This is a genomic window from Streptomyces sp. G45, assembly GCF_049542095.1.
Taxonomy (GTDB): Bacteria; Actinomycetota; Actinomycetes; order Streptomycetales; family Streptomycetaceae; genus Streptomyces.
Map to the genome: position 1 here is coordinate 3,325,967 of NZ_JBMUZU010000001.1, position 26,679 is coordinate 3,352,645.

General features: G+C 73.5%; 26 protein-coding genes and 1 pseudogene. 12 read left to right on the plus strand and 15 right to left on the minus strand.

The features are described from left to right. Window positions 1-122 precede the first annotated feature (122 nt). A complete protein-coding gene (locus tag ACOBQU_RS13350; RefSeq protein ID WP_423626900.1) occupies window positions 123-764 on the minus strand; it encodes a DUF6758 family protein in 642 nt (213 codons plus the stop codon). A gap of 192 nt (window positions 765-956) precedes the next feature. On the opposite strand from ACOBQU_RS13350, the gene ACOBQU_RS13355 reads away from it, so the two are divergent. Beyond that, a complete protein-coding gene (locus ACOBQU_RS13355) occupies window positions 957-2,210 on the plus strand; it encodes an MFS transporter (RefSeq protein WP_423626902.1) in 1,254 nt (417 codons plus the stop codon). Window positions 2,211-2,329: 119 nt separating this feature from the next. Here ACOBQU_RS13355 and ACOBQU_RS13360 read toward each other — a convergent pair whose 3' ends face one another. Continuing rightward, the gene (locus ACOBQU_RS13360) at window positions 2,330-2,914 is read right to left on the minus strand and encodes a suppressor of fused domain protein (RefSeq protein WP_423626904.1); all 585 of its coding nucleotides are present in this window, start codon (window positions 2,912-2,914) and stop codon (window positions 2,330-2,332) included. A 502-nt stretch (window positions 2,915-3,416) separates the two neighbouring features. Here ACOBQU_RS13360 and ACOBQU_RS13365 point away from each other — a divergent pair. Together ACOBQU_RS13365 and ACOBQU_RS13370 are read left to right on the plus strand one after the other, a co-directional pair. After that, window positions 3,417-4,544 carry a magnesium and cobalt transport protein CorA gene (locus ACOBQU_RS13365; protein WP_423626906.1) on the plus strand — a complete coding sequence of 376 codons (1,128 nt, stop codon included), beginning with the start codon at window positions 3,417-3,419 and terminating at the stop codon, window positions 4,542-4,544. Between the two features lie 86 nt (window positions 4,545-4,630). After that, complete coding sequence (locus ACOBQU_RS13370) at window positions 4,631-5,179, plus strand: hypothetical protein (RefSeq protein WP_423626908.1); 549 nt, start codon at window positions 4,631-4,633, stop codon at window positions 5,177-5,179. On the opposite strand, the gene ACOBQU_RS13375 is transcribed toward ACOBQU_RS13370, so the two are convergent. Beyond that, the gene (locus ACOBQU_RS13375; protein WP_423634443.1) at window positions 5,176-5,922 is read right to left on the minus strand and encodes a hypothetical protein; all 747 of its coding nucleotides are present in this window, start codon (window positions 5,920-5,922) and stop codon (window positions 5,176-5,178) included. The genes ACOBQU_RS13370 and ACOBQU_RS13375 overlap by 4 nt on opposite strands. Before the next feature lie 181 nt (window positions 5,923-6,103). Here ACOBQU_RS13375 and ACOBQU_RS13380 point away from each other — a divergent pair, with 181 nt between their 5' ends. The 3 genes from ACOBQU_RS13380 to ACOBQU_RS13390 are packed head-to-tail and all read left to right on the plus strand — an operon-like array spanning window position 6,104 to window position 9,123. After that, window positions 6,104-7,378, plus strand: a complete 1,275-nt coding sequence (locus ACOBQU_RS13380) for a magnesium transporter MgtE N-terminal domain-containing protein (protein WP_423626909.1) — start codon at window positions 6,104-6,106, stop codon at window positions 7,376-7,378. Then, window positions 7,368-7,946, plus strand: a complete 579-nt coding sequence (locus ACOBQU_RS13385; protein WP_423626911.1) for a DUF1003 domain-containing protein — start codon at window positions 7,368-7,370, stop codon at window positions 7,944-7,946. Before ACOBQU_RS13380 ends, ACOBQU_RS13385 begins: the two co-directional genes overlap by 11 nt. A 43-nt stretch (window positions 7,947-7,989) precedes the next feature. Beyond that, window positions 7,990-9,123 carry an Mrp/NBP35 family ATP-binding protein gene (locus tag ACOBQU_RS13390; protein ID WP_423626912.1) on the plus strand — a complete coding sequence of 378 codons (1,134 nt, stop codon included), beginning with the start codon at window positions 7,990-7,992 and terminating at the stop codon, window positions 9,121-9,123. 92 nt (window positions 9,124-9,215) lie between these two features. On the opposite strand, the gene ACOBQU_RS13395 is transcribed toward ACOBQU_RS13390, so the two are convergent. The 5 genes and pseudogenes from ACOBQU_RS13395 to sigE all read right to left on the minus strand — a co-directional run bounded on the left by ACOBQU_RS13395 (window position 9,216) and on the right by sigE (window position 14,582). Beyond that, entirely contained in the window at window positions 9,216-9,887 is a 672-nt protein-coding gene (locus ACOBQU_RS13395) for a hypothetical protein (RefSeq protein ID WP_423626914.1), read from the minus strand. Between the two features lie 311 nt (window positions 9,888-10,198). Continuing rightward, window positions 10,199-10,654, minus strand: a complete 456-nt coding sequence (locus ACOBQU_RS13400) for a sec-independent translocase (RefSeq protein WP_423626916.1) — start codon at window positions 10,652-10,654, stop codon at window positions 10,199-10,201. A gap of 150 nt (window positions 10,655-10,804) precedes the next feature. Next, on the minus strand, window positions 10,805-12,673 hold the full coding sequence (locus ACOBQU_RS13405) for a trypsin-like peptidase domain-containing protein (protein WP_423626918.1): 1,869 nt from the start codon (window positions 12,671-12,673) through the stop codon (window positions 10,805-10,807). Between the two features lie 166 nt (window positions 12,674-12,839). Further along, window positions 12,840-13,820 carry a zf-HC2 domain-containing protein gene (locus ACOBQU_RS13410; RefSeq protein WP_423626920.1) on the minus strand — a complete coding sequence of 327 codons (981 nt, stop codon included), beginning with the start codon at window positions 13,818-13,820 and terminating at the stop codon, window positions 12,840-12,842. Beyond that, window positions 13,817-14,582: pseudogene (sigE, locus tag ACOBQU_RS13415) on the minus strand (RNA polymerase sigma factor SigE). The gene ACOBQU_RS13410 and the pseudogene sigE overlap by 4 nt, the downstream one beginning before the upstream one ends. A 153-nt stretch (window positions 14,583-14,735) precedes the next feature. On the opposite strand from sigE, the gene ACOBQU_RS13420 reads away from it, so the two are divergent. Continuing rightward, window positions 14,736-15,434, plus strand: a complete 699-nt coding sequence (locus ACOBQU_RS13420; RefSeq protein ID WP_423634444.1) for an O-methyltransferase — start codon at window positions 14,736-14,738, stop codon at window positions 15,432-15,434. 728 nt (window positions 15,435-16,162) lie between these two features. Here ACOBQU_RS13420 and ACOBQU_RS13425 read toward each other — a convergent pair. Further along, window positions 16,163-16,330 carry a DUF3117 domain-containing protein gene (locus tag ACOBQU_RS13425; RefSeq protein WP_003966491.1) on the minus strand — a complete coding sequence of 56 codons (168 nt, stop codon included), beginning with the start codon at window positions 16,328-16,330 and terminating at the stop codon, window positions 16,163-16,165. Window positions 16,331-16,666: 336 nt separating this feature from the next. Between ACOBQU_RS13425 and ACOBQU_RS13430 the strand changes: the two genes are divergently transcribed. After that, window positions 16,667-17,467, plus strand: a complete 801-nt coding sequence (locus tag ACOBQU_RS13430; protein ID WP_423626921.1) for an enoyl-CoA hydratase-related protein — start codon at window positions 16,667-16,669, stop codon at window positions 17,465-17,467. A gap of 16 nt (window positions 17,468-17,483) precedes the next feature. On the opposite strand, the gene ACOBQU_RS13435 is transcribed toward ACOBQU_RS13430, so the two are convergent. Continuing rightward, window positions 17,484-18,077 (minus strand): DNA-3-methyladenine glycosylase I, encoded by a 594-nt coding sequence (locus ACOBQU_RS13435; protein WP_423626923.1) that lies wholly within the window; start codon window positions 18,075-18,077, stop codon window positions 17,484-17,486. Next, complete coding sequence (locus tag ACOBQU_RS13440; RefSeq protein ID WP_423626925.1) at window positions 18,074-18,640, minus strand: DivIVA domain-containing protein; 567 nt, start codon at window positions 18,638-18,640, stop codon at window positions 18,074-18,076. The genes ACOBQU_RS13435 and ACOBQU_RS13440 overlap by 4 nt, the downstream gene beginning before the upstream one ends. Window positions 18,641-18,769: 129 nt before the next feature. On the opposite strand from ACOBQU_RS13440, the gene folP reads away from it, so the two are divergent. Next, window positions 18,770-19,630, plus strand: coding sequence for a dihydropteroate synthase (gene folP, locus ACOBQU_RS13445; RefSeq protein ID WP_423626927.1), 861 nt, complete (start codon window positions 18,770-18,772; stop codon window positions 19,628-19,630). A gap of 246 nt (window positions 19,631-19,876) precedes the next feature. On the opposite strand, the gene ACOBQU_RS13450 is transcribed toward folP, so the two are convergent. Continuing rightward, window positions 19,877-20,626: a TIGR00730 family Rossman fold protein gene (locus tag ACOBQU_RS13450; protein ID WP_423626929.1), complete on the minus strand. Its 750-nt coding sequence runs from the start codon at window positions 20,624-20,626 to the stop codon at window positions 19,877-19,879. A gap of 123 nt (window positions 20,627-20,749) precedes the next feature. Then, complete coding sequence (dapE, locus tag ACOBQU_RS13455) at window positions 20,750-21,841, minus strand: succinyl-diaminopimelate desuccinylase (RefSeq protein ID WP_423626930.1); 1,092 nt, start codon at window positions 21,839-21,841, stop codon at window positions 20,750-20,752. Window positions 21,842-21,983: 142 nt separating this feature from the next. Between dapE and ACOBQU_RS13460 the strand changes: the two genes are divergently transcribed. Further along, window positions 21,984-23,015 (plus strand): heavy metal transporter, encoded by a 1,032-nt coding sequence (locus tag ACOBQU_RS13460; protein ID WP_423634446.1) that lies wholly within the window; start codon window positions 21,984-21,986, stop codon window positions 23,013-23,015. Between the two features lie 300 nt (window positions 23,016-23,315). Continuing rightward, window positions 23,316-23,741, plus strand: coding sequence for an ATP-binding protein (locus ACOBQU_RS13465; protein ID WP_423626932.1), 426 nt, complete (start codon window positions 23,316-23,318; stop codon window positions 23,739-23,741). A gap of 223 nt (window positions 23,742-23,964) precedes the next feature. On the opposite strand, the gene ACOBQU_RS13470 is transcribed toward ACOBQU_RS13465, so the two are convergent. Further along, window positions 23,965-25,059, minus strand: a complete 1,095-nt coding sequence (locus ACOBQU_RS13470; protein ID WP_423626934.1) for a bifunctional succinyldiaminopimelate transaminase/glutamate-prephenate aminotransferase — start codon at window positions 25,057-25,059, stop codon at window positions 23,965-23,967. Window positions 25,060-25,156: 97 nt separating this feature from the next. Beyond that, window positions 25,157-25,477 carry a ferredoxin gene (gene fdxA, locus ACOBQU_RS13475; protein WP_144381353.1) on the minus strand — a complete coding sequence of 107 codons (321 nt, stop codon included), beginning with the start codon at window positions 25,475-25,477 and terminating at the stop codon, window positions 25,157-25,159. A 143-nt stretch (window positions 25,478-25,620) separates the two neighbouring features. Between fdxA and ACOBQU_RS13480 the strand changes: the two genes are divergently transcribed. Next, a complete protein-coding gene (locus ACOBQU_RS13480; RefSeq protein WP_423626936.1) occupies window positions 25,621-26,640 on the plus strand; it encodes a GNAT family N-acetyltransferase in 1,020 nt (339 codons plus the stop codon). Window positions 26,641-26,679 lie beyond the last annotated feature (39 nt).

The window sequence follows — 26,679 nt, forward strand, 5'->3', positions numbered from 1 at the left end:
AGGCGGGATCCAGCCCGTCCGGCGTTTGAGGACGAGGCGCGAAGCGCCGATTCGGGGGTGCCAGGGGGCGGAGCCCCCTGGTTTCGGTGAAGGGGCGGGACTGGGGCGCCCTCCCGCGAGGGCTACGGCGTCAGGAGGCGTGGGGAGAGCGCTCCGCACGGCAGGAGTTCCACCTCCGCGCCCGCGTCGCGCAGGTCCGTCAGGACCACCTCGTCGTACATGAGGAGCCCCGACTGCTCGGGCCAGGCGATGGCCCACAGCCAGAGCCCCCGCGCCTCCCCCGCGAACACCGCCCGGTCGTCCGGCGCCCCGGGCACGTGCCACATGGGCGTGGGCCGCCCCGCCGCGAGGACCTTGGCGGCTGGCGGCTTGCCGAGGCTCATGGCGGGGCCGGGGTCGGGCCCGTCGATGCCCGCGTAGCGCGCGCCGAGGCCGACGCCCAACTCCTCGGCGACCAGGACCAGTTCACCGATCCCGCCGAGCGGCGCGGGCCCCGAGCAGGCCACGGCGGTCGCCCGCCCCCCGCTGCGGTCGTCGCCCGCGCAGGCCACGCCCGTGAACAGCCATCCGACGGGCAGCGGCCAGGGCATCCACACCGGCACCCGGGCGCGGTGCACCACGACCTGGAGGGCCTCGACGCTGGGCGGGATCACGGGTTGCAGCGGATGCACGGTCCCGTGCACATCGCACTGCCAGGAGTCGGCAAAGAGGCCGGGAGCCCTGACCCGGCCACCACACTTCGGGCAACTGGGTTCGCCCCTCATAGCGCCCCACGGTCCTACCCCCGGCCGCCGCGTCAAGGACGATCACCCGTCCGGAGGCGGTCTCCGCACGGTCCGCGCCCCGGACCCGCCACCCCTCCCCACCGCCCCCACCAGGGAAAACTAGATGTAGCTTGCATTAGTTAGCCCCGCTAACTTAATATGTGCATACCTCAACGATCTAGGAGCGGCCGTATGCGCACCAGCACAGCAGGCCCCGCCGAGGGCGACCCCTTCGACGCGGGCGCGGGCGGGATCCTGCGCCAGCCGAAGGCGGTGTGGGCCACGGCGGGCGCGTCCGTCGTGGCGTTCATGGGCATCGGGCTCGTCGACCCGATCCTGCCGTCCATCGCCCAGGGGCTCGACGCCACGCCGAGCCAGGTCTCGCTGCTGTTCACCTCGTACTTCCTGATCACCGCCGTGGCCATGCTGGTCACCGGCTTCGTGTCCAGCCGCGTCGGCGGCAGGAAGACGCTGCTCGCCGGGCTCGCGCTCGTGGTGGTCTTCGCGGGCCTCGCGGGGACCTCGGACTCGGTCGCGCAGCTCGTCGGGTTCCGCGCCGGGTGGGGCCTCGGCAACGCCCTGTTCGTGTCCACCGCGCTCGCCGTCATCGTGGGCGCCGCGGCCGGGGGCAGCGCCGCCGCGATCCTGCTGTACGAGTCGGCGCTCGGCCTCGGCATGGCCTGCGGGCCGCTGCTCGGCGCGCTGCTCGGGGACGCGAGCTGGCGCTACCCGTTCTTCGGCACCGCCGCCCTGATGGCCGTCGGCTTCCTGTGCATCGCCGCGTTCCTCAAGGAGCAGCCGCGGCCCGCCCGCAGGACCTCGCTGCTCGACCCCGTCCGGGCGCTCGGCCACGGCGGTCTGGCCTCGGTGGCGGCCTCCGCGTTCTTCTACAACTACACGTTCTTCACGGTCCTGGCCTTCACGCCCTTCGTCCTGGACATGACCCCGTACAAATCGGGGGCGGTGTTCTTCGCCTGGGGCGTGCTGCTCGCCGTGTTCTCGGTGCTCGTCGCGCCCCGGCTCCAGGAGCGGTTCGGCTCCCTGAAGGTGCTCGGCGGCTCGCTCGTGCTGCTCGCCGCGGACGTGCTGGTCCTGGGGTACGGAAACCACACGGCGGCCGTCGTCTGCACGGTCCTGTCCGGCGCGTTCATCGGCGTGAACAACACCGTGTACACAGAGCTGGCGCTCGGCGTCTCCAACGCGCCGCGGCCGGTGGCCAGCGCGGGCTACAACTTCGTGCGCTGGTTCGCCGCAGCCGCGGCCCCGTACTTCGCGCCGAAGATCGAGGAGTGGACCGACGTCCACATCCCGTTCGTGGTCGCCGCCGTGGCGGCGGTGCTCGGCGCGGCGGTGGTCTGGGCCCGGCGCACCGCGCTCACGCGCGAGGCCGAGGAGCTTCAGCCCCGCCACGCGACGGAGGACGGCGTCAGCGCCTTCGCCAACTGACCCGCTCCGACGGGCGGTTGGCCGCGCCCCACGGGCGCCCGGCGCGCCTCCGCCCGTACGCGTACGCCCCGTACGTCAGCCGCGTACGCCCCGTACGTCAGCCGCGTACACCCCGTACGTCAGTCGAGCGGCACGGACCCGCGCAGGGGATCGCGCAGATCCGTGCCGCGCGCCAGCCAGCGCTCCTGGAGCGCCTGCGCGCCGTGCACACGCTTCCACGCCGCCTCGTTGGGGGTCATCGGCAGCAGCGGCAGGAACCGCACGGGGTCCATCGGGGCGTCCAGCTCCAGGTCCGGCACCAGACCGCCGGACTCGGCGACGAGCACCGAGGTGAACGGCGCCCCGGGCCACAGCGGCTCCCCCACGTCCAGCGAGGCACCGGGCGCCACGATCACGCCCTCCACCTGCGGCGACGCCGCCAGCACGGCCAGCGGCCGCAGCACCTTGCCGGTGTCGGCGAGACCGCCGCGCACCGAGAGGACCAGCTCCGCCCGCGGACCCCTGACCGGGTCGGCGAGCACCGCCGTGGGGTCGGCCATGGGCGCCGCCGCCATGCCGAGCGTGGCGTACCGGACGACGTCCCCGTCCAGGAAGCGCAGCACCTCCACGCGGTCCGTGCCGAGGAACGTCACCGCGGCGCGCGCGTCCGGCTCCCCCAGGCTCTCGCGTAGCCGGGCCTCAACGAGCGCAAGAACATCAGCCATGACGCGAGCATAGAACTCGTCAGTGATGGGTAAAGGTGGGGGTTTGACGCGGCAGTCGGCTGATACTGTTGGCTGCTGGCCCGGGCGGCACGCAGAAGCGTCGCTCTCAAGCCCGGACCTCAGGGCCCCTCGGGGCCCGACTCGACGGACGGCGCCCGGTGCGCCTGGACCTCCCCTACGGGGGACCGGCCGGAGGAGGTGGGGCTGTCATGGATCGAAGTCGACCGTGCAGTACCACCCGCTCTTCCGCCCGCTGAACCCCCGCAGCGACGAGGCTGCGACCGTGCTGACGGCACGCCGCCAACCACCGGCCCCCGGCCGGTGCGTGCCCGGCACCACGGAAGAGCACCGCGTTTCACCTGATCTGCATCAGTAGCGTTGCTGCCACCGCGCCGGTGCGGTGCTCCCCGCTTTGTGGACGTGCCCGTTCCCACGGCCCGAACGTCCCCATTCCGGGCAGTTCCACCCGTCGCAGGCGGCCTTTCGTCGAAGGAGCCCGCCCATGTCGATGATCCGCGACCTGCGTGCCGTCGTACGCCCGTCCCTGCGCAAGGACAGTGCCTCCCCCTACACCTCGTACGACGCCACGCGCGACCCCCGCGCCGCCTCCGCCGTCGTCGACTGCGCCGTCTACCGCGACGGCCGCCGCGTCTCCTGCGACAAGCCCGGCGAGGCGCTGACGCCGCACGAGGCGATGCTCCAGGTCCGCCGCGACGGCGGCTTCGCCTGGATCGGGCTGCACGAGCCCACGGAGGCCGAGTTCGCCGGGATCGCCGCCGAGTTCGGCCTGCACCCGCTGGCCGTCGAGGACGCCGTCCACGCCCACCAGCGGCCCAAGCTGGAGCGGTACGACGACACGCTGTTCACGGTCTTCAAGACCATCCACTACGTCGAGCACGCCGAACTCACCGCCACCAGCGAGGTCGTCGAGACCGGCGAGGTCATGTGCTTCACCGGCCGGGACTTCTTCATCACCGTGCGGCACGGCGGCCACGGCTCGCTGCGCGCGCTGCGAAGCCGCCTCCAGGACGAGCCCGAACTGCTCGCCAAGGGCCCCTCGGCCGTCCTGCACACCATCGCCGACCACGTCGTCGACGGCTACCTCGCCGTCGCCGACGCCATGCAGGTCGACATCGACGACGTCGAGAACGAGGTGTTCGCGCCCACCGGCAAGGGCGTCTCGCGCGGCGTCGACGCCGGGCGGATCTACCAGCTCAAGCGCGAGGTCCTGGAGTTCAAGCGCGCCGTGTCGCCGCTGCTGCGGCCCATGCAGCTGCTCAGCGAGCGGCCCATGCGGCTCGTCGACCCCGACATCCAGAAGTACTTCCGCGACGTCGCCGACCACCTCGCGCGCGTCCAGGAGCAGGTCCTCGGCTTCGACGAACTCCTCAACTCCATCCTCCAGGCCAACCTCGCGCAGGCCGCGGTCGCCCAGAACGAGGACATGCGGAAGATCACCTCCTGGGCGGCGATCATCGCCGTCCCGACGGCGGTCTGCGGCGTGTACGGCATGAACTTCGACCACATGCCGGAGCTGCACTGGCGCTTCGGCTACCCCATGGTCCTCGGCCTGATCGCCACGGTCTGCTACGCGATCCACCGCACCCTGAAGCGCAACGGGTGGCTGTGAGCCGCACGCGAGGTTGATCGCGCTGCGCGCTCGTCCTCAAACGCCGGACGGGCTCCACCCGCCCACGCCGGGGATACGCTGCCGGTATGACTGAGGCATTGCTGGAGCGCGCGCTGGTCGAGGAGGCCACCAAGAAGTCCGGGCTGATCTGGGTGCGCGGCGCGGGCCCCGACCGGGCCCTGTGGCACGTCTGGCACGACGGCGCCGCCCACCTCGTCGGCGACGGCCCCGGCGAGCAGCCCCTGCCGGGCCTCGGCGACGGCGCCACCGCCGAGGTCACCGTCCGCAGCAAGGACAAGGGCGGCCGCGTCGTCGCCTGGACCGCGACCGTCACCGAACTGCCGCCGCGCTCGGAGGCCTGGGAGGCCGCCGTGGCCGAGCTGAAGGGCAAGCGCCTGAACGCGCCCGACGGCGAGGCGATGGTGGAGCGCTGGGCGGCGACCTGCCGCGTGCTGCGCCTCACGCCCGTGACGGCCGACCTGGACCTGCCGGACGGCTCCCTCGCGGCGCCGCCCCTGCCGACGCCCGCGACGACCCGGCAGCCGATGCCCGCGGCCCTGCCCCGGCTGCTGCGCGGGCGCCGCAAGCGGCGCCAGGCCGTGTCCGCGGACCCCCGCCCGCCCCGCGACGCCTAGCGCGTCGGCAGCTGCTTGCCGTAGTCCACCGTCTCCGCCGGGCCCGGCTCCGCGAGGGGGAAGTCCTTGCCCCACTCGCTGAGCCGCAGCGTGCCCGCGCCGCCCGCCCGCTGGAGCCGCAGCGGGTACGGCTTCCCGTCGAGGGCCACCGCGAGCGTGCCGCCCGCCCCGTCGTCGCCGGTGAGCTTGATGACGCGCTGGGCACCGGACGTGGTGCGGTCCCCCTTGGTGAGCGTGCCGTGCAGGGTGAGCGTGCCGTCGAGGAGGACGTCCTTGTCGGTGAAGCCGCTCAGCTGCTGGTAGGCGGGGTCACCGGTGGGCACCTTCACGTACTTGCCGTCGAGCTTGGCCGCCGCCGAGCTGTCCGCGGGCGATCCGCCGCCCGCCTTGGCGTCGTGCGCCCAGAAGCCCGCGTCCGCCTTCAGGTACAGGTTCTCGCCGACGCGCAGCAGGCGGAACGTCTCGCCCTTGGCCGTCACCGAGCCCGTACCGCCGTCCTCCTTGAGCCGCATGTCGAGCTTGTACGTGTGGCCCTTGCTGGTGACCGAGCCGGACAGGCGCACCGCGGGCGCGGCCTTGGCGACGCTCACGGTCCGGCTCTGGATCTTCGCCGGGGACAGCTTGCCGACGCCGTTGGTGCCCGCGTCCGGATCCTCGCCGCCGCCCCCGCACCCGGTCACGACCAGACCCGCGCACACCGTGCTCACCAGAGCGGCCCTTCGCGTACGGCCAGCCCCTCGCATCGCAGTCACAGGCGTCAGCGTACCGGTGCCGCGCACCGCCTCCGGACCCCCTCCGTCCGGACGTCTCACCAGGGCATATGCGGCCGGTACGGGCTAGCCTGAAGCACGCATGGCGTGATCAAAGCGGCATGCCCCGGCAAACCGGCGCTCGGCGCATCCGACCGGCAGAAAGGCGCGGCGCATGGCAGGAGGCGCGCCCCGGATCTTCGTCTCGCACCTGTCCGACACCGCCGTCTTCGACCCCAACGGCGACCAGGTCGGCCGGGTGCGCGACCTCGTCGTGATGCTCCGCCTGCGCCACCGCCCACCGCGGCTGCTGGGGCTCGTCGTGGAGCTGGCGACCCGCAAGCGCATCTTCCTGCCCATGACCCGGGTGACCGGCATCGAGTCGGGCCAGGTCATCTCCACCGGCGTGCTGAACGTGCGCCGCTTCGAGCAGCGCCCCACCGAACGGCTCATCCTCGGCGAGATGCTGGACCGCCGGGTGCGCCTGGTGGAGACCGGCGAGGAGGTCACCGTCCTCGACGTGTCGGTGACCCAGCTCCCGGCCCGCCGCGAGTGGGAGGTCGACCGGGTCTTCGTACGCAAGGGCAAGGGGGGCACCTTCCGGCGCAAGGGGGAGGCGCTGACCGTGGACTGGTCGGCCGTGGACGGCTTCTCCCTCGAAGAGCACGGGCAGGGCGCGGAGAGCCTGCTCGCCACCTTCGAGCAGCTGCGCCCCGCCGACCTCGCCAACGTGCTGCACCACCTCTCCGCCAAGCGCCGCGCCGAGGTCGCCGCCGCCCTCGACGACGACCGGCTCGCGGACGTCCTCGAAGAGCTGCCCGAGGACGACCAGATCGAGATCCTAGGCAAGCTCAAGGAGGAGCGCGCCGCCGACGTCCTGGAGGCCATGGACCCCGACGACGCCGCCGACCTGCTCGCCGAGCTGCCCGAGGACGACAAGGAGCGGCTGCTGACCCTGATGCAGCCGGGCGAGGCCGCGGACGTGCGCCGCCTGATGGCGTACGAGGAGCGGACCGCGGGCGGTCTGATGACGACCGAGCCGATCGTGCTGCGGCCCGACGCGACGGTCGCCGACGCGCTGGCGCGGGTGCGCCAGCAGGACCTGTCCCCCGCGCTCGCCGCGCAGGTCTACGTGTGCCGCCCGCCGGACGAGACGCCGACCGGGAAGTACCTGGGCACGGTGCACTTCCAGCGGCTGCTGCGCGACCCCCCGTACACGCTGGTCGGCTCGATCCTCGACGACGACCTGCGCCCGCTCGCCCCGGAGGACCCGCTGCCGGTCGTCGCGGGCTTCTTCGCCACGTACGACATGGTGGCGGCGCCCGTCGTCGACGAGGGCGGCTCGCTGCTCGGCGCGGTCACCGTCGACGACGTCCTCGACCACATGCTGCCCGACGACTGGCGCGAGACGGAGTTCCACCTCCAGGAAGGGGCCGGTCATGGCGCGTGACCGCGAGCCGCGCGGGGAGCGGCGCGAGGGCCGGGGCGAGGGCCGCGAGAACCGCCCCCGGTTCCGCCTCGACCAGCCGCGGGCGCCGCGCCGCAAGCTGCTTCCGGACTACGACCCGGAGGCGTTCGGGCGGCTCTCGGAGCGCATCGCCCGCTTCCTCGGCACGGGCCGGTTCATCGTCTGGATGACGGTCGTGATCATCCTGTGGGTGGTGTGGAACGTCTCCGCGCCGAAGGAACTCCGCTTCGACCAGTACCCCTTCATCTTCCTGACGCTGATGCTCTCGCTCCAGGCCTCGTACGCCGCCCCGCTGATCCTGCTCGCGCAGAACCGCCAGGACGACCGCGACCGCGTCACCCACGAGCAGGACCGCAAGCAGAACGAGCGCTCCATCGCCGACACCGAGTACCTGACGCGGGAGCTGGCCTCGCTGCGCATGGGCCTCGGCGAGGTCGCCACCCGCGACTGGCTGCGCTCCGAACTCCAGGACCTGGTCAGGGAGCTGGAGGAGCAGCGCGCGCTCTTCCCGTCCGAGTCCCGTCCGGCACGTGATGTAGGCGACCGCTGACGGGCCTTCCGGACCCCCTACCGGGAGCCGTACCATCGAGTACATGGTTACGGAAGACGCGGTGCGCGAAGCGCTGGCGACGGTGAACGACCCCGAGATCCAGCGGCCCATCACCGAGCTGGGGATGGTCAAGTCCGTGGAGATCGGCGCGGATGGCGCGGTCGCGGTCACCGTGTATCTGACGGTCTCCGGCTGCCCGATGCGGGACACCATCACGACGAACGTGTCGGACGCCGTCTCCCGCGTCGAGGGCGTCACGCGCGTCGACGTGACCCTCGACGTGATGAGCGACGAGCAGCGCAAGGAGCTGGCGGCGGCGCTGCGCGGCGGCCAGGCCGAGCGCGAGGTGCCGTTCGCCAAGCCCGGCTCGCTCACCCGGGTGTACGCGGTCGCCTCCGGCAAGGGCGGCGTCGGCAAGTCGTCCGTGACGGTGAACCTGGCGGCGGCGATGGCCGCCGACGGCCTGAAGGTCGGCGTGGTCGACGCCGACATCTACGGCCACTCGGTGCCGCGCATGCTGGGCGTGGAGGGCAGCCCCACCCAGGTCGAGAACATGATCATGCCGCCGTCGGCGAACGGCGTGAAGGTCATCTCCATCGGCATGTTCACGCCGGGCAACGCGCCGGTGGTGTGGCGCGGCCCGATGCTGCACCGCGCGCTCCAGCAGTTCCTCGCGGACGTCTTCTGGGGCGACCTGGACGTGCTGCTCCTGGACCTGCCGCCGGGCACGGGCGACATCGCGATCTCCGTCGCCCAGCTCGTGCCGAACGCGGAGATCCTGGTGGTGACCACGCCGCAGCAGGCCGCCGCCGAGGTCGCCGAGCGCGCGGGCTCCATCGCCGTGCAGACCCACCAGAAGATCGTCGGCGTGGTGGAGAACATGTCGGGCCTGCCCTGCCCGCACTGCGGCGAGATGGTCGACGTCTTCGGCACGGGCGGCGGTCAGAAGGTCGCCGAGGGCCTCACCCGGACGACCGGCGCGACGGTGCCCGTCCTCGGCTCCATCCCGATCGACGTGCGGCTGCGCGAGGGCGGCGACGAGGGCAGGCCGGTGGTCCTCGCCGACCCCGACTCCCCCGCGGGCAGCGCGCTGCGCACGATCGCGGGCAAGCTGGGCGGCCGCCAGCGCGGCCTGTCGGGCATGTCCCTGGGGATCACGCCGCGGAACAAGTTCTAGACGCTCTTTTCCCGCCCACCCGCCCTGAAAGGGGGCGGATGGGCGGGGAAATCCGCCGCGCGGCGGCGGAGCACCACAGCGGGCCCGCGGAGTCACCCGGCGTACTGGGCGATGTCCTTGATCACGGCGAAGCCAAGGCCGTACGCGCTCATCCCGCGTCCGTACGCCCCCAGATGCACCCCCTCCTTGGTGGACCCGGCGAGCACCCAGCCGTACTCGGACTCCCGGTAGTGGAACGAGGTGGGCTCCCCGTCCACGGGGAGGGACAGCGTCGACCAGTCGGCGCCGTCCAGGTCGTCCGCGAGGACCCACGCGGTCTCCGTCTGCTGGTCGAGCCAGTCGTCCCGCAGGCTGTGGTCCATCTGCCCGGGCCAGGTGAGGGACAGCAGACCGACCCCGGCGAGCCAGGCCGCGGAGGACACCGAGGTCGCCTCAAGGACGCCGGTGCCGTCCGCGCTGCGGCGCACCGGGTTGGCGGCGACGGTCACCACGACCGCGAACCGCTCCCTGTCCCCGTTCCCGAACCCCCCTTCGGTCCGCACCGACGGCTCCTCGCCGTGGCCGATCGAACCGTGCTCCACGGCGCCGTCCGCGGCGGTGCCGACCCGCATCAGCCAGCGCGGTCCCGTGAAGGCCTCGTCCAGGCCGTACCAGGGAAAGGGCGCCAACAGGTAGCCGTCGACCGTGCGCCGGGCGGAGGGCACCGCCTGCGCGGTCCCTTCCGCGGCCGACGCCTGTGCGCCTACCCGACTCGTCGTCTCCATGTACCTGGCCGCCTCCTCACTCTCGTGGGTCCGGAGCGGCCCGCCCCCCTCGGGCGTCCTCACGCCGGACAACAAGGCAGGATAGCCACACCGATTCCCGATGCCGGTAAGGCAGTGGACGGGCGGGTGTCCGGATCGCGGCCCTCAGCGCGCGGGGAGCGCCGGGCGGCGCACGGGGAGCGTCCGCTGGCGCACGCGCGGCGCCGGGCGGGCGGCACCGGCCGGAAGCGGTGGCCGGACGCCGGACGGACGGCGCCCGGCGGGGGCGGTCCGGGCGCGCGGCAGGGGGCGCGCGGCGCCCGCCGGACCGGTCAGGTGGCGTCCGCGTCGAACGGCGGGTGCTCGTCCGCCGCGGGCTTCTCGGGCCGCTTGGTCATGTCGACGCGGGCGCCGCTGGCGCCGCCGGTGGCGGGCCGGGAGCCGGAGTCCTCGCCCGACTCGCTCTCGCGGCCGTGCACGGCGTCCGCGACTTCGGCCATTTCCTTGCGCAGGTCGAAGCCGTTGCGGATTTCCTTCAGACCGAGGTCGTCGTTCTCCAGCTGCTTGCGGAGGAACTTCTTCGGGTTCAGGTCCTCGAACTCGAAGTCCTTGAACTCCGGCCCCAGCTCGTCCCGTATGTCCTGCTTCGCACTGTCGGAGAACTGGCGGATCTTGCGGACGGTCCTGGCGACGTCCTGGATCAGCTTCGGCAGCTTGTCCGGGCCGAAGATGAGCACGGCGAGGATGACCAGCGTCACTATCTCGAATACGCCGATGTCGTTGAACACCCTGAACTCCTTGCCGTCCGGACCCGCTCTACGGTACCCGCCGCTGCTGTCCAGCCGGTAGCCGCCGGGCGACAACCTGGATCGGACGTGAACCGAATCCGAACGCCCGGGGACCGGCCCCGTTCAGTCCCCCTCGTCAGCCCCCGCTCGTCAGTCCCCGCTCGCGGAGCCGAGGACCAGCGTCACCTCGCGTTCGTCTCCGTCCCGCTCGACCGTCAGCTCCAGGCGGTCCTTCGGCCGGTGCGCGCGGACCTTGACGATCAGCTCGTCGCCGGAGTGCACGCGCTGGCCGTCGACCTCGGTGATCACGTCGCCCGGCCTGAGCCCGGCCCGGTCGCCGGGGCCGCCGCGGTTGACGGCGGGGCCGCCGTCCTGGCTCTCGCGGGCGATGCGGGCGCCGTCCCCCGTGAACCGCTTGTCGATGGTGACGCCGATCACCGGGTGCGTGGCGCGCCCCGTGTTGATCAGCTCCTCGGCGACCCGCTTGCCCTGGTTGATCGGTATGGCGAAGCCGAGGCCGATCGAGCCGGACTGGCCGCCGTCGGACTCCGAGCCGCCGTCGGCGGAGCGGATGGCGCTGTTGATGCCGATGACGCGGGCCTTGGAGTCGACCAGGGGGCCGCCCGAGTTGCCCGGGTTGATGGGCGCGTCGGTCTGCAGGGCGTTCACGTACGACACGTCGCTGCCGTCGCCCTTCTCGCCGCCCGCCGTGATCGGGCGCTCCTTGGCGCTGATGATCCCGGAGGTGACGGTGTTGGCGAGGTCGAAGGGCGCGCCGATGGCAACGACGGGGTCACCGACCCGGACGTTCTCGGAGTTGCCGAGGGGCAGCGGCTTCAGTCCGCGTACGCCGGAGACCTTGACGACGGCGAGGTCGTACCCGGCGTCGCGGCCGACGACCTTGGCGCGCGCGGTCTCGCCGCCGCTGAAGGTCACGGATATCTCGCCGCCGGTGCCGCCGGGCTCCACGACGTGGTTGTTGGTGAGGATGTGGCCCTTGCCGTCGAGCACGAAGCCGGTGCCGGTGCCCGCGCCGTCGTCGCCGCGCACGTGCAGCGTCACGACGCCGGGCAGCGCGCTCGCGGCGATCCCGGCGACGCTGTCCTTGGGCCGCGCCTGGGACTCCGCCCCGGCCTGCGGCAGCTCCACGTCTTGGCCGAAGCCGCCCTCCCGCTCCAGATAGGCCCCGGTGACTCCCCCGACCCCACCCGCCACGAGAGCGATCACCACGGCTCCGAGCACCAGCCCGCGCCGCCGCCGCTTGCGCCGCCGCTCCACGGTGTCCACCCCGGCCCCGGTCTGCTGAAGCGGCGCGCTCCAGGGGTCGTAGCGCTGCCAGGGGTCTACGGGGGCGGGGGCGCCGGGGACGCCGGGTGTCGGGGTGCCGTGGGCGGGGGCGCCGGGGGCCGGTGCGGCGGCGGGGGCGCTCGGCGCGGGGGTGCCGTCGGCCGGGGCGGGGTGGGCCGCCTGGGTGGGGGCGGCGGGGGGCTGTGCGCCCGCGGCGGGGGCGCCGTAGGGGTCGGCGGGCGGCGGGGAGGCAGGCGCCGTGCCGGGGCCCTGGGGGCCGGGTGTGGGCATGCCATGCGCGGGGGCGGCCGGAGCCGGTGCGGTGGGCGCGGGGACTCCGTGGGCCGGGGTGCCGTGGGCCGGGGTGCCGTGCGCGGGGGCGGTCGGCGGCTGGGCGCCGTACGCCGGTGTGCCGTGCGACGGGGTCGCCATGGGGTGCTGGACGGGCGGGGCGGGCGCCCAGGGGCCCGGCTCGCCGTACGGCGGCGTGCTGTACGGGTCCGGGTCGTGCAGGGGGCGGGGACGCTCGGCTCCTGGGGTCCCGGTGGGCTCGGGGGCCCGGGTCGGCTCGGCGTCCGCCACGGGGTCGCCGTCGGCAGCCGGGGCGTGACCCGCGGTCACGGAACCCTCGCCCGCACCGGCAGAGGTGCCCGCGCCCGCGTCAGGCCCCGCGTCCCGGCGGGGCTGACTCCACCAGTTCGGCTTCGCCTGGGTGGGCTTCCCGTCGTCCATGCTCTCCCCACAACTGGCCTGCGGCGGGCGCCGATTGCGGCGCGGCTCCGAGTCCGCCGGGGGCTCCGGCGGACACGGAGGATTCAATCAGGTCTCCCCGCGGACGTGCAGCGCGCGTCAGCGCCGGAAAGAGCGGGAACGAGGCGGACGGCCCCGCCCCGAGACCTCAGTGGATCCGCGAAGCGCCCCGCACCGGGCCGTACGCCGAGGGCGGCGCGATCGGCGCGGAGTCCGCGGCGCTGAGGGTGAGCCCCCTGGTCGCCCCGCCTTCGGCGTCCGGGGCGACGGCCCGGACCAGCGGGGACAGGACGCCCGCGCCCGCGAGGAGGGAGGCGGTGACCTGCTGCGGTGTACGCCCCGCCGGGGCGCCCGCGCCCGCGAGGAGCGGGACCGCGGCGGCCGTCGGCGCGAGCACCCGCGGGGGCCGCTGGGCCTGCGCGGAGAACGGGCTGTTGCCCCGGCGGCGCAGCGACTCGGGGACGCCCGTGGCCGGGGCGTTCTGGGAGCGGGGGGACGTGGCGTTGCTGTTGCTGTTGGCTCCGCCGCGCTGCTCGCCCGTGGCGACGGGGGCGTTGACCGTGACCCCGCCGAGGGCTATCGCGGCCAGCGACACCGCTCCGGCCGCCGCGAAGGCGAACCGCCGCCCGCGCCAGCCGCCCCGGTCGACGGCCTCGGGCCTGCCGACGTCGTGGATGCGGAAGCCGCGCTGCTCGCTCGGCAGCACCGCGGCGTGGGCACCCGAGGGCAGATATCCCGCGAGGGGCCGACCGCCGCTGACGGTGAAGACGCCTCCCCCGGGCAGCCCCGTGGACTCGGACGACCCGGTGGCGAAGCCCTCGTCGACGGGCGAGCGGGGGCCACCGCTCCGCCCGATGTCGTCGAAGTCGTCGAGGTCGCTCGCGGGCAGGCTCTGGAGGCGGGCGAGGAAGCTCTCGCTGGGCGGTGGCGGCGCCGTCTGTGCGAACACGCTCTTGAGCCGACGCTGGGCGTCGGCCTCGGTCTTGCACTTCGGACAGGTGGCCAGGTGCGCGAGGACTCGCTCGCGCGCGTCATGACTGAGCTCGCCATCGACCAGCGCGGCGAGTCGGTCTCCCAGGTGCTGCTCGGCGAAGTGCCGCTCGGCAGGATTCGACCGTGATCCACTCACGCGGTCGCGCCCCCTCCTCCCAGCGCCATGGCCCCGGTGACGGCGAGCGAGCGACGCTCGGCGCGGGCCTCGGGGAACGGTGCTGGAGCGCCTTGCGGAGCTGGGAGCGGCCGCGGTGGATACGGCTGCGGACCGTACCGAGCTTGACGCCCAGGGTGGCGGCGATCTCCTCGTACGACAGGCCCTCGATGTCGCACAGGACGACGGCGGCGCGGAACTCGGGCGCGAGCGTGTCCAGCGCCTGCTGGACGTCCGCGTCGAAGTGCGTGTCGTTGAACACCTGCTGGGGGACGGCTCGCGGCTGGGCAGCCGCTCCGCCGCGTCGTCGCCGAGGGCGTCGAAGCGGATGCGCTGCTTGCGGCGCACCATGTCCAGGAAGAGGTTGGTGGTGATGCGGTGCAGCCAGCCCTCGAAGGTGCCGGGCGTGTACGTCGACAGGGAGCGGAAGACGCGGACGAAGACTTCCTGGGTGAGGTCCTCGGCGTCGTGCTGGTTGCCCGTCAGGCGGTAGGCGAGGCGGTAGACGCGGCCGCTGTGGGTGCTGACGATCTCTTCCCACGTGGGAGGAGTCCACGCCTGCGAATCCGCGTCAGCGGCAAAGGTCGCGGTCTGAGCGGAGTCGATGGCGCGGTCAGCGGTGTCGGTCACGGATTTCGGCCTACCCGCCAACCTGAGAAAACGCCGGAGCGCTCCTCCCCGATCCGCGGACTCGGCCGCACCTCCCCTGTCGGCTCTGGTGGTGTCCAGTGGAGCCCCTACCATAACCACCTCGCCCGTTAGCTCCGGATAAGGGTTTTTACTGGAATTTGGTACAGCCTTCGTGAGGTGCGTCCCGACTTCGTCGGCGCCCGACCCGGCGACTTGATCCATCCGTAACCCCCGTTGTCCTTACACCCCTCCTTAACGCACGGTCCCATCTGCGGGTTCCCGGCCCCAACGGATACAGTCACGGCCAGGCAACCACGGGGACAGGAGAGGGCCATTACCGGCAACCGGCAGACGAGCTGGGCGTTCGCCGACGCCTTTGTCGCCGAGGACGAGGCGCTGCGCTGGGCCCGGGACCGGGCCAGGGACGCGGGCCTCCGCTCGGTGTCGCCCGGCACCGGCGCCGCGCTGGGGATGCTCGCCGCCGCCGTGGACGCCAAGGCGGTCGCCGAGATCGGCACGGGCACCGGCGTCTCGGGCATCCACTTGCTGCACGGCATGCGTCCCGACGGCGTCCTGACGACCGTGGACCCGGAGCCGGAGCGCCAGCAGTTCGCCCGCATGGCCTTCCGGGCGGCGGGCTTCGCCGGGAACCGCGCGCGGTTCATCCCGGGCCGGGCCCTGGACGTCCTGCCGCGCCTCGCCGACGGCGGCTACGACCTCGTCTTCTGCGACGGCGACCGGCTGGAGTGCCTCGACTACCTCGCTGAATCGTTGCGCCTGCTGCGGCCCGGCGGCCTCGTCTGCTTCGAGGGGGTCTTCGCGGACGGCCGCACCGTGGACTCGGGCCCGCAGCCCGTGGAGGTGCTGCACCTGCGCGAGCTGCTGCGGGCCGTGCACGAGAGCCAGCACCTGGTGCCGTCGCTGCTGCCGGTGGGGGACGGGCTGTTGTGCGCGGTCAAGCGGTAACGCTGCGCTGTGCTTGGGCGGGGTCCTCTGGCCCCACTGCCGTGCGGGCCGCCTGCGGCGGGGCCGCGCGCGGTCGTCTTCTCCCTGCGGGCCGCATCTGGCTGAGCGCGCAGTTCCCCGCGCCCCTTCAGGGCGCCACCGTGTGCCCCCGTTGCCCGGGGCCCGGCGCTGGACGGTCCGTCGTGCCCGTCCAGGCCGCCTTCCCTCTGCGGGCCGCATCTGGCTGAGCGCGCAGTTCCCCGCGCCCCTTCGGGGCGCTACCGTCGCCCGCGCTGCCCGGGGCACGGCACCGCTTAGCCGCCCCTGGCTGAGCGCGCCCACGCGGCGGAGCCGCATACCGACACCGCCCCGCACCCCATTCGGGGCGCCACCGTGTACCCCCGTTGCCCGGGGCACGGCGCTGGACGGTCCGTCGTGCCCCTCGCGGTCGCCTTCCCTCTGCGGGCCGCATCTGGCTGAGCGCGCAGTTCCCCGCGCCCCTTCGGGGCGCTACCGTCGCCCGCGCTGCCCGGGGCACGGCACCGCTTAGCCGCCCCTGACTGAGCGCGCCCACGCGGCGGAGCCGCATACCGACACCGCCCGCGCCCCTTCGGGGCGCCACCGGGGCTCCTAGGTGCGGGGCATCAAGATCCTGTTGGGGCCGTCCGGCTAGGACACGGCACTGCCCCGGTGCGTCGTACGATGCGTACGGCGCTGCCGGGGCAGTGGAAACGTGTGGGCGCTACGCGTCAGCCGACGACCTTCTTCAGGGCGTCGCCGAGCGCGTCGGCCTCGTCCGGGGTCAGTTCGACGACAAGTCGACCGCCGCCTTCGAGCGGAACGCGCATGACGATGCCCCGCCCCTCCTTGGTCACCTCGAGCGGGCCGTCGCCCGTCCGCGGCTTCATGGCCGCCATGCTCGTTCCCCTTCCTGAAACCAGCCTTGTCGCAGCCGACAACCCAGGTGTCACCGGCATCGAACACATTGCTTCCAGGTCATTATCCCGCATCGCGGGACCCGATGACCAACATCGGTCGGCATCGCTTGCGCAACGCGCGCCCGCAAAACCACTCAATTCGGCGATGTGGCTGCAATACTGCGCCGCCCCACACGTTCCTCCCGCCTCAGTTTCTTTGACGCAGGTCACATCCACCGCCGCATACCGGAGGCCGATGATCTAGGTCATGCTGGGCCCGACGACGCCGTCCGGACGCCGTCCGACCGACCCGGCGGACCCCACGGAAGGGACACCATGGCCGACACCGTGCTCTACGAGGTGAGCGACGGGCTCGCGACGATCACGCTGAACCGCCCCGACGCGATGAACGCGATGAACGTCGAGGCCAAGGTCGCCTTCAGGGAGGCGGCCCGGGAGGCCGCCGCGGACTCCGCCGTGCGGGCGGTGCTGCTCACCGCGACGGGCCGCGCCTTCTGCGTGGGCCAGGACCTCAAGGAGCACGTCGGCGTCCTGAAGGAGTCCCGCGCGTCGGGCGGCGGGCAGACGATGAGCACCGTGCGGGAGCACTACAACCCGATCGTGCGGGCCCTGACCGGCATGCCGAAGCCGGTCGTGGCGGGCGTGAACGGCGTGGCCGCGGGGGCGGGCTTCGGCTTCGCGCTGGCCGCGGACTACCGCGTCGTCGCGGACACGGCGTCGTTCACCACCTCCTTCGCCGGAGTCGCGCTGACCGCCGACTCGGGCGTGTCCTGGACGCTGTCCCGGCTGCTCGGCCCGAGCCGCGCCGCCGACCTGCTGCTCTTCCCGCGCTCCCTCAAGGCCCAGGAGGCGTACGACCTGGGGATCGCGCACAAGGTCGTCCCGGCGGACGCGCTGGCCGACGAGGCCCGCGCGGTGGCCCGGGCGCTCGCCGAGGGCCCCACGGTCGCCTACGCCGCGATCAAGGAGTCACTCGCGTACGCCGCGTCGCACTCCCTCGACGAGACCCTCGACAAGGAGGACGAGCTGCAGTCGAGGGCGGGCGAGTCCGAGGACCACGCGATCGCCGTCCAGGCCTTCCTCGACAAGGCCAAGCCGCGCTACCTGGGCCGCTGAGCCCCCGCCGGACGCCTCACCGGGCCCCGCTGGCCGGGCGGGCCACGCAGTCCGCCAAGTGGTCGTTGACGAGGCCGCAGGCCTGCATCAGCGCGTACGCCGTGGTGGGGCCGACGAAGCGGAGGCCCTGCTTCTTGAGGGCCTTGGACAGGGCCGTCGACGCGTCCGTGACCGCGGGCACGTCGGCGAGCGTGCGCGGTGCCGGGCGGGCGGCGGGGTCCGGGGCGAACGACCAGATCAGCCGGTCCAGCTCGCCCTCGGGCCAGTCGGCGAGCACGCGGGCGTTGGCGAGGGTCGCGTCGACCTTGGCGCGGTTGCGGATGATGCCCGCGTCGGCCAGGAGGCGCTCGCGGTCGGCGTCCGTGAACGCGGCGACCTCGGCGATCTTGAAGCCGGAGAACGCCGCCCGGAAGCCCTCGCGGCGGCGCAGGATCGTGATCCAGGACAGCCCCGACTGGAAGGCCTCCAGGGAGAGGCGCTCGAACAGGGCGTCGTCGCCGTGCACCGGGCGGCCCCACTCCTCGTCGTGGTACGCCACGTAGTCGTCCGTGGACAGGCCCCAGGGGCAGCGCAGCGCGCCGTCCGGGCCCGCTATGGCGCCGCCGCTCACCGGTCGTCCTCCTTCTCCTCGGACGCGGGACCGGGGGCCGACTGGTCGGCGCGGTCAGCCGGGTTGGCGCGGTCAGCCGGGTTGGCGCGGTCGCTCGGTCCGCTCAGGTCCTTGCGGTCGCTCGGGCCGCTCACGTCACTCGCGGTCCTCTGGTCGCGCAGCTCGACCGGCCGGTCGGCCACGGGTCCGGCGGTCGGCGGGTCGGCCGGGGCGGCTCCCGCGCCGTACCCCCGGAACAGGGCCGAGCCGCCGACCGCCGTCGCCTGGGCGCCCGCGAGGGCCGTCTCCAGCTCCGCGATGCGGGCGTCCCGCTCGGCCAGCTCCGCGGCCAGGCGGTCCAGGGCCTCGTCCACGTCCACCATCCGATAGCCCCGGACCGTCATCGGGAAGCGGACCGCCTCCACGTCGGCGCGGCGCAGTGGGCGGTCCGGCGGCAGCGGGTCGGCGAACCGCTCCGGCGGCACGTCCGCCAGCGCGCCGCTCTCCGAGCCGCCGAGGACGGCCAGCGTCACCGCGCCGACCACGACGACCAGGGCGATGACCAGGAACAGGAACATGACCATCTGTGCGGGTCCCCACGCTCGGCAACTGTCTCGGTCCGATCGTGCCATGCGGGTCTGACAGTTAAGGTCACTGGCGGCAGTCGGCGGCGGCTGAAGAACGCCGAAGAACTACAAGGAGGCGCACAGGGGATGCTCAAGCTGGGCAGGCGCGTGTTCGATGCGCACGAGCCGGTGATCATGGCGATCGTGAACCGGACCCCGGACTCCTTCTACGACCAGGGCGCCACGTTCCACGACGAGGCCGCCCTCGCCCGCGTGGAGCAGGCGGTGGCCGAGGGCGCCGCCATCATCGACATCGGCGGCGTCAAGGCCGGTCCCGGCGAGGAGGTCACCGCCGAGGAGGAGGCGCGCCGCACGGTCGGGTTCGTCGCCGAGGTGCGGCGGCGCTTCCCGGACGTCGTCATCAGCGTCGACACCTGGCGGCACGAGGTCGGCGAGGCCGTGTGCGACGTGGGCGCCGATCTGCTCAACGACGCCTGGGGCGGCGTCGACCCGAAGCTCGCGGAGGTCGCGGCGCGGTACGGGGTGGGTCTCGTCTGCACCCACGCGGGCGGCGCGGAGCCGCGGACCCGGCCGCATCGGGTGGAGTACGAGGACGTCGTGGCCGACATCCTCCGGGTGACCGTGGGGCTCGCCGAGCGGGCCGTGGAGCTGGGCGTGCCGCGCGAGTCCGTCCTGATCGATCCCGGGCACGACTTCGGCAAGAACACGCGGCACTCGCTGGAGGCCACGCGGCGGCTCGGGGAGCTGGTGGAGACCGGGTGGCCCGTCCTGGTGTCGCTGTCCAACAAGGACTTCGTCGGGGAGACGCTGGACCGGCCCGTGAAGGAGCGGGTGGTGGGGACCTTGGCCACCACGGCGGTCTCGGCGTGGCTGGGGGCGCAGGTGTACCGCGTCCACGAAGTCGCGGAGACGCGGCAGGTGGTGGACATGGTGGCGTCCATCGCGGGCCACCGTCGCCCCGCGGTGGCGCGCCGCGGGCTGGCCTGACCCTGCCGGGGGCTCCCCAATCCCGCCCCTTCCCGAAACCAGGGGCTGCCGCCCCTGGCACCCCGCTCCATCGGCCTGACGGCCTCGTCCTCAAACGCCGGACGGGCTATTTCCAGCCCGTCCGGCGTTTGAGGACGAGCGCGCCAGCGCGATGGAGGGCGGGTGGGTGGGCGAAGGAGCCCGCCCGGCGCTTGAGGGCGAGGCGCGCAGCGCCGACGACCCCGGTACGGGGCGCCCCCGCCAGGGTCAGCGGCCGACCTCCTTCGTCACCAGCGTCACCGCCTCCTCCACGTCGTCCGTCACGTGGAAGAGCAGCAGGTCGTGCTCGGAGGCCTTGCCCTGGGCGACCACGGTGTCGCGGAGCCAGTCGACGAGGCCGCCCCAGTAGGCGGAGCCGAAGAGGACGATGGGGAAGCGGGTGACCTTGCGCGTCTGGACGAGCGTGAGGGCCTCGAAGAGCTCGTCGAGCGTGCCGAGGCCCCCGGGCAGGACGACGAACCCCTGCGCGTACTTCACGAACATCGTCTTGCGGACGAAGAAGTAGCGGAAGTTGACGCCGATGTCGACGTGCGGGTTGAGGCCCTGCTCGAAGGGCAGCTCGATGCCGAGCCCGACGGAGACGCCCTTGGCGGCGCGCGCGCCCTTGTTGGCGGCCTCCATCGCGCCGGGCCCGCCGCCGGTGATCACGGCGAAGCCCGCCTCGACCAGGGCCCGGCCGAGGCGCACGCCCGCCTCGTACTCCGGCGAGTCGGGGCGCGTGCGCGCGGAGCCGAAGACGCTGATGGCGCTGGGGAGTTCGGCGAGGGCGCCGAAGCCCTCGACGAACTCGGACTGGATCCGCATCACCCGCCAGGGGTCGGTGTGCACCCACTCCGAGTCGCCCTCGGTGTCGAGGAGGCGCTGGTCGGTGGTGCCGGGTGTGATCTGCTCACGCCGCCGCACCACCGGCCCCAGACGCTGCTCCTCCGGCGGACCCTGTGCTTCCGGACTGCCCATGACCATCCCCTTCCACTGACGTGTGCCACTTCAGCGTAGGTCTCAGGGCGTTACGTACGGCGTAATAACAGAAGTCATGACAGAAGGAAGTGCCTGAGGAGGCCAGCGAGGCCGGTCAGGAGGTCAGGAGGTCAGCCAGGCTCGCAGGCGGTGCTCGGCCTCGGGGATCAGGGAGGCCCGCACCCGCTCGTCCACCTTGTGGGCGAGCAGCGGCGCCCCGGGGCCGTAGTTGACGGCGGGCACGCCGAGCGCGCTGAAGCGGGAGACGTCGGTCCAGCCGAACTTGGGCCGCGCCTCGCCGCCGACGGCTGCGAGGAAGGCGGCCGCGGCGGGGTGGGTGAGGCCGGGCCGGGCGCCCCCGGTGTGGTCGTCGACGACGAACTCGTCGACCCCGCAGTCGGCGAAGTAGTCGCGGACGAAGGCCTCCGCCTCCTCGGGCGTGCGGTCCGGCGCGTAGCGGAAGTTGACGACGACGGTGCAGGCGTCGGGGATGACGTTGGTCGCGACGCCGCCCTCGATGCCGACGGCGTTGAGGCCCTCGTGGTACTGGAGGCCGTCGACGACGGGCCTGCGCGGCTCGTACGCGGCGAGCTTGGCGAGGATCGGGGCGGCCGCGTGGATCGCGTTGGAGCCCATCCAGGCGCGCGCGGAGTGCGCCCGCTCCCCCGTGGTCTTCAGGTGCATGCGCAGCGTGCCCTGGCAGCCGCCCTCGACCAGGCCGTCGGTGGGTTCGAGGAGCACCGCGAAGTCGCCCGCGAGCCACTCGGGGTGGGCGTCGGCCACGTGTCCGAGGCCGTTGAGGTGCGCGGCGACCTCCTCGTTGTCGTAGAAGACGAAGGTCAGGTCGCGGTTGGGCGCGGTGACCTCCTGGGCGATGCGCAGCTGCACCGCGACGCCGGACTTCATGTCGCAGGTGCCGCAGCCCCACAGGACGCCGTCCTCGTCCAGGCGCGAGGGTACGTTGTCGGCGATGGGCACGGTGTCGATGTGCCCGGCGAGGATGACCCGCTCGGCGCGACCCAGGTGGGTGCGGGCCACCACGTTGTTGCCGTACCGGTCGACCGTCAGGTGCGGCAGGGCACGCAGCGCCGTCTCGATGGCGTCCGCGAGCGCCGCCTCCTGGCCGCTCGGGGACGGGAAGTCCACGAGGGCGGCGGTGAGCGCGGCGGCGTCGAGCGTGAGGTCGAGTGCGGGCTTGGCTGAGGTCGCGTCCATGGCGTCGACCCTAACGCTCCGCCGCGGGCCGTCAGCAAGGCTCCGCCGGGGGGCCGTCAGCAGCGTGCCGCCAGCAGCGGAGTCGCTGGTTCCGGCATGGTCGGGGGGCTCCAGTACCTTGGTCCGCGTGTCCGATCCGTCCCTGCCGTCGACGCCGTCGACGCCGTCGCCACCGTCGCCGCCGTCCTTGTTCGTCCGGCGCGGCCGCCTCCTGCGCGTCGGGGCGGCCCTCGCGGTGCTGCTCGCGGTCGTGGCCTACGTGGTGGTGCAGTACGTGAGCGGCGGGCGTCCGGCGCGGTGCGTGGTGGTGTCGGGCGACGGCGACGGCGCGCGGTACGAACTGAGCGCGGAGCAGGCCGCGAACGCGGCGACGGTCGCCGTCGTCGGCACCCGGCGCGGCATGCCCGAGCGCGCGGTGACCATCGCCCTGGCGACCGCCCTCCAGGAGTCGGGGCTGCACAACATCCGCCACGGGGACCGGGATTCGCTCGGCCTGTTCCAGCAGCGGCCGTCCCAGGGCTGGGGCAGCGAGCGGCAGATCATGGACCCGGTGTACGCGGCGGAGCGGTTCTACGCCCGGCTCGACAAGGTGCCGGGCTACTCGCGGCTGCCCCTGACGGTCGCCGCGCAGCGCGTGCAGCGCAGCGGCTTCCCGCAGGCGTACGCCAAGCACGAGCCGGACGCCGCGCTGCTCGCCGCCGCGCTCACCGGCCGGGCACCGGCGGCCTTCACCTGCGAGGGGCGGGGCGCCGCGGAGCCGGACGAGCCCGGGGGCGCGCGGGCGGTGCGGCGGGCGCTGGTGCGGGACTTCGGGCGCGAGGTGCTGCCGGAGGGGGCGCCCGCGCACGGGCGGACGGTGCGCGTCCCGGTGACCGGCACGGCCGCGCTCTCACCGGAAGCTGGCGCTCCGCAGCGCGGCTGGGAGGTGGCGCACTGGGCCGTGGCCAACGCCTCCGCGCTCGGTGTGGAGCGGGTGTCGTACGCGGGCCGCGAATGGCGGGCCGGGCGCGGCGGGAAGAGCGGCGACGCGTGGCGCGTGCTGCGTTCCCGGCGTGAACATTCCGTGGGGAAAGAGCGCTCCGGTGCCGCGGGGAGTGACTCCGGGGCGTCGGCGTACGGCTCCGAGGGGGCCGACAGGGGCATGGGCGACGTCCGAATCGTCGCTGGGCAGTAGTGCGGGACCTCACCCGGAAGAGGCACGGGGCGCCCATGGAGGTGACGACGGGCACGGGCTTTCGCGCCGGGCGGGCAAGGGGCCGGAATTCCTTGTGCGGAAAGGGAATTGGGCCATTTCGGCGGCGCCATCGCAGATGAACTTTGCCCGATTTTATCCGCAGGCGATTATGCGACGCATTACCAACTCTTTACGTTGCCGCGCCGCAACCTTCCCGGGCTTCGAGCGGTAGTCACTGCGTCCGGGCACCGGAGCCCTCCGGTCGGACACTCCACCGTTCTCTTCCGTCTAAGGAGCATCATGTCCCTCCCTCTGACCCGCCGGATCGCCCGTGCCGCGCTGCTCGTCGCGGCGGGAGCGGCACCCGTGGTCGGTGCGGCCGGCTCCGCGAGCGCCGTCGAGCTCCCCGCCTCCCCGCACACGGCCGGAGTCACCGCGGTGGACGCCGCGGAGCTGGGCGGCGCCGTCGATGGCGCGACCCGGCACGTGAGCGGCCTCGCCGGGGAAGCCGGTGGCAAGGCGATGACGAAGGCCGTTCCGGCCGTGGGGAAGGCCGCGGGCAAGAGCGTCCGCACGGGGGCGCCGGTGGCGCAGCAGGCGGCGGACGACGTGGCCGGTAGCGCGGGCAAGGTGCTGGACGACGCGCAGGGCGGGCTGCCCTCGGGTGAGCTGGGCAAGGGTCTGTCGACCGACCAGCTGCCGGTGAAGGACCTGCCGGTGGGCTAAGGCCATTTTCTGGCGCGGACGCCCTTTCCTGGCGTGGGCGCCTTGTGCGTGGCTGGGGGTGCGGGAGCTCGGCTCCGCACCCTTCTGCTTTCCGGGCACCCGGCACCGGGTGGGCTGTGCCCACCCGTCCCGCCCAGCGGGACGATTGCCCACAGCCGGGACGGCGGAACGGCACCGCCCAGCACGGGCAGCGTGAGCGGCAGCGTTCAGCGTGGCTGGGGTGCTAGTTCAGGCGGGTGGCTGCCGCGCGGACTCGTTCGTCCGTGGCCGTGAGGGCCACGCGGACGAAATCGCGGCCCGCCTCTCCGTAGAAGTCGCCGGGGGCCACGAGGATGCCCAGAGTCGCGAGGTGGGCGACGGTGTCCCAGCAGGACTCGTCGCGGGTGGCCCACAAGTAGAGGCTGGCCTCGCTGTGTTCGATGCGGAAGCCGTGGCCGACGAGGGCCTCGCGCAGGACGGCGCGGCGGGCGGCGTAGCGCTCGCGCTGCTCGCGGACGTGGGCGTCGTCGCCGAGCGCGGCCACCACCGCGGCCTGCGTCGGCGCGGACGTCATCATGCCGCCGTGCTTGCGGATCTGGAGCAGTTCGCCGAGGACGGCGGCGTCCCCGGCGAGGAACGCGGCGCGGTAACCGGCGAGGTTCGACCGCTTCGACAGGGAGTGGACGGCGACGACGCCGTCGTACGAACCGCCGCAGACGTCCGGGTGCAGGACCGACGTGGGGTCGGCCTCCCAGCCCAGCTCCAGATAGCACTCGTCGCTGGCGACGAGCACGCCGTGCTCGCGCGCCCAGGCCACGGCGCGGGTCAGTTCGTCCTTTGACAGGACACGGCCGGTCGGGTTGGAGGGCGAGTTGAGCCAGAGCAGCTTCAGGCCCGCGGGGTCCAGCTCCGTCGGGTCGTCGTACGTGACGTGGTCGGCGCGGGCCAGGCGGGCGCCGACCTCGTACGTCGGGTAGGCCAGGCGCGGGTAGGCCACCCGGTCGCCGGGGCCGAGGCCCAGCTGGGTGGGCAGCCAGGCGACCAGCTCCTTGGAGCCGACGATCGGCAGGACGTTGCGGTGCGTGACGCCCCGGGCGCCCAGGCGGCGCTCGCACCAGCCGGTGAGGGCGTCCCGCAGCTCGGGCGTGCCCCACACCGTCGGATAGCCCGGGGAGTCGGCCGCCGCGACGAGCGCCTTCTGGATCACCTCGGGCACCGGGTCGACGGGCGTGCCGACCGACAGGTCGACGATGCCGTCCGGGTGGGCGGCGGCCGTCGCCTTGTACGGTTCGAGCTTGTCCCAGGGGAAGGTGGGCAGACGGTCGGAGACTACGGACACTGACGGGCTCCCGCGGGGATGTGGTTCTGTGACGAACGCCCCGGTCCCGTACAGCGGGAATCGCCGTACGGGACCGGGGTGGCGCTCATGCGGCCGCTTAACCGTTCTGCGGCGGCAGCGCTGCGATGAAGGGGTGGTCGCGCTCGATCAGGCCGAGCTTGCTGGCGCCACCGGGCGAGCCGAGCTCGTCGAAGAACTCGACGTTCGCCTTGTAGTAGTCCTTCCACTCTTCAGGAGTGTCGTCCTCGTAGAAGATCGCCTCGACCGGGCAGACCGGTTCGCAAGCTCCGCAGTCGACGCATTCGTCCGGGTGGATGTACAAGGACCGGTTGCCCTCGTAAATGCAGTCGACCGGGCACTCCTCGATGCACGCCTTGTCCTTGACGTCGACACAAGGCTGCGCGATGACGTAGGTCACGCTGTCGTTCCTCCTCGATACGGGCGTTGGCGGGCCGTCCTCAGGCTCCGCTCGCCTGGCGCGCGGGAGCGCGGCGTCGTCGATGCCCGCACCTAGTATCTCCGTTCTTGGGCATGATCCGAACACGAGGGGCGCACAGAGCTGTGGAATTCACTGCGGGCGGACGGCTTGAGGTCCGCATCACCCCTGCTGACGTGGGTAAACGCGTATCGGTCCGGCGAGGCACCGGCGGAGGCGAGCACGGCGTCGGATTCACCGACACGGTCGGTGTTCTCACATCGTGGACTGACGGTGTGCTCGTGATCACACGGCGGGACGGCGAGAGTGTCCGGATCGCGGAGAAAGCCCTGGTGGCCGGGAAGGTCGTCCCGGCCGCGCCCGCCCGCAGGCGGGGGCCCGCCGCGTCGTACGAGGAGGTGGCGCGGGCCTGCGCGCGGGCCTGGCCGCCGGTGGAGAGCGAGCGGCTCGGGGAGTGGGAACTGCGGGGGGCCTCCGGGTTCACGCGGCGGGCCAACTCGGTGCTGCCGCTGGGCGATCCGGGCCGCCCGCTGGATACGGCCCTGGCGTACGTGCGGAGTTGGTACGCGCGGCGGGGGCTGCCCGCCTATGTGCAGGCCGCCACGGGCGCCGCGGGCACCCAGGAGGCGCTGTGCGCCGCGCTCGACGAGCGGGGCTGGCGGCGGGAGGTGACGACGCGGGTGCACGTCGGCGGGCTCGCGCCGGTCGGCGACCTGGACGCGGACACGGGCCGCGTGGCCCTGACCCGGGACGTCGACGAGGCGTGGCTGCGCCGCTACCAGCGGTCCGCGCGGCCGGGGCCGCACATGCTCAAGGTGCTCACGGGCGGACCCTCGGTGTGGTTCGCCGCCGTGCCCGGCGAGAGCGGCGGCGACGGCGTGCCCGCGGCGATCGGGCGGTGCGTGGTCGACGGCCGGTGGGCGGGCTTCATGGCGGTGGAGGTGGACCCGGCGCGGCGGCGCCAGGGCCTGGCCACGGCCGTGATGGCGGCGCTCGCGCGGCGGGCCCTCGACGAGGGCGCCTCGGCGGCCTGGCTCCAGGTGGAGGAGGACAACGCCGGGGCGCTGGCGCTGTACGACCGGATGGGCTTCGCTCTCCACCACCGCTACCACCACTACCGGGAGCCGGAAGGGACCGCGCCGTGAGGGGCGCCGGGGGTGCCCGGAACGGGCGCCGAGGGGCCC

Coding starts and splice junctions, on each gene's coding strand:
- dapE (WP_423626930.1), bottom strand. CDS start 21,841: ATGGACGCGACCTCAGCCAAGCCCGCACTCGACCTCACGCTCGACGCC.
- ACOBQU_RS13360 (WP_423626904.1), bottom strand. CDS start 2,914: ATGGCTGATGTTCTTGCGCTCGTTGAGGCCCGGCTACGCGAGAGCCTG.
- ACOBQU_RS13365 (WP_423626906.1), top strand. CDS start 3,417: ATGTCGATGATCCGCGACCTGCGTGCCGTCGTACGCCCGTCCCTGCGC.
- ACOBQU_RS13405 (WP_423626918.1), bottom strand. CDS start 12,673: ATGGACGACGGGAAGCCCACCCAGGCGAAGCCGAACTGGTGGAGTCAG.
- ACOBQU_RS13370 (WP_423626908.1), top strand. CDS start 4,631: ATGACTGAGGCATTGCTGGAGCGCGCGCTGGTCGAGGAGGCCACCAAG.
- ACOBQU_RS13380 (WP_423626909.1), top strand. CDS start 6,104: ATGGCAGGAGGCGCGCCCCGGATCTTCGTCTCGCACCTGTCCGACACC.
- folP (WP_423626927.1), top strand. CDS start 18,770: ATGCTCAAGCTGGGCAGGCGCGTGTTCGATGCGCACGAGCCGGTGATC.
- ACOBQU_RS13395 (WP_423626914.1), bottom strand. CDS start 9,887: ATGGAGACGACGAGTCGGGTAGGCGCACAGGCGTCGGCCGCGGAAGGG.
- ACOBQU_RS13350 (WP_423626900.1), bottom strand. CDS start 764: ATGAGGGGCGAACCCAGTTGCCCGAAGTGTGGTGGCCGGGTCAGGGCT.
- ACOBQU_RS13440 (WP_423626925.1), bottom strand. CDS start 18,640: ATGGTCATGTTCCTGTTCCTGGTCATCGCCCTGGTCGTCGTGGTCGGC.
- ACOBQU_RS13465 (WP_423626932.1), top strand. CDS start 23,316: ATGTCCCTCCCTCTGACCCGCCGGATCGCCCGTGCCGCGCTGCTCGTC.
- ACOBQU_RS13375 (WP_423634443.1), bottom strand. CDS start 5,922: ATGCGAGGGGCTGGCCGTACGCGAAGGGCCGCTCTGGTGAGCACGGTG.
- ACOBQU_RS13385 (WP_423626911.1), top strand. CDS start 7,368: ATGGCGCGTGACCGCGAGCCGCGCGGGGAGCGGCGCGAGGGCCGGGGC.
- ACOBQU_RS13390 (WP_423626912.1), top strand. CDS start 7,990: ATGGTTACGGAAGACGCGGTGCGCGAAGCGCTGGCGACGGTGAACGAC.
- ACOBQU_RS13425 (WP_003966491.1), bottom strand. CDS start 16,330: ATGGCGGCCATGAAGCCGCGGACGGGCGACGGCCCGCTCGAGGTGACC.
- ACOBQU_RS13355 (WP_423626902.1), top strand. CDS start 957: ATGCGCACCAGCACAGCAGGCCCCGCCGAGGGCGACCCCTTCGACGCG.
- ACOBQU_RS13430 (WP_423626921.1), top strand. CDS start 16,667: ATGGCCGACACCGTGCTCTACGAGGTGAGCGACGGGCTCGCGACGATC.
- ACOBQU_RS13450 (WP_423626929.1), bottom strand. CDS start 20,626: ATGGGCAGTCCGGAAGCACAGGGTCCGCCGGAGGAGCAGCGTCTGGGG.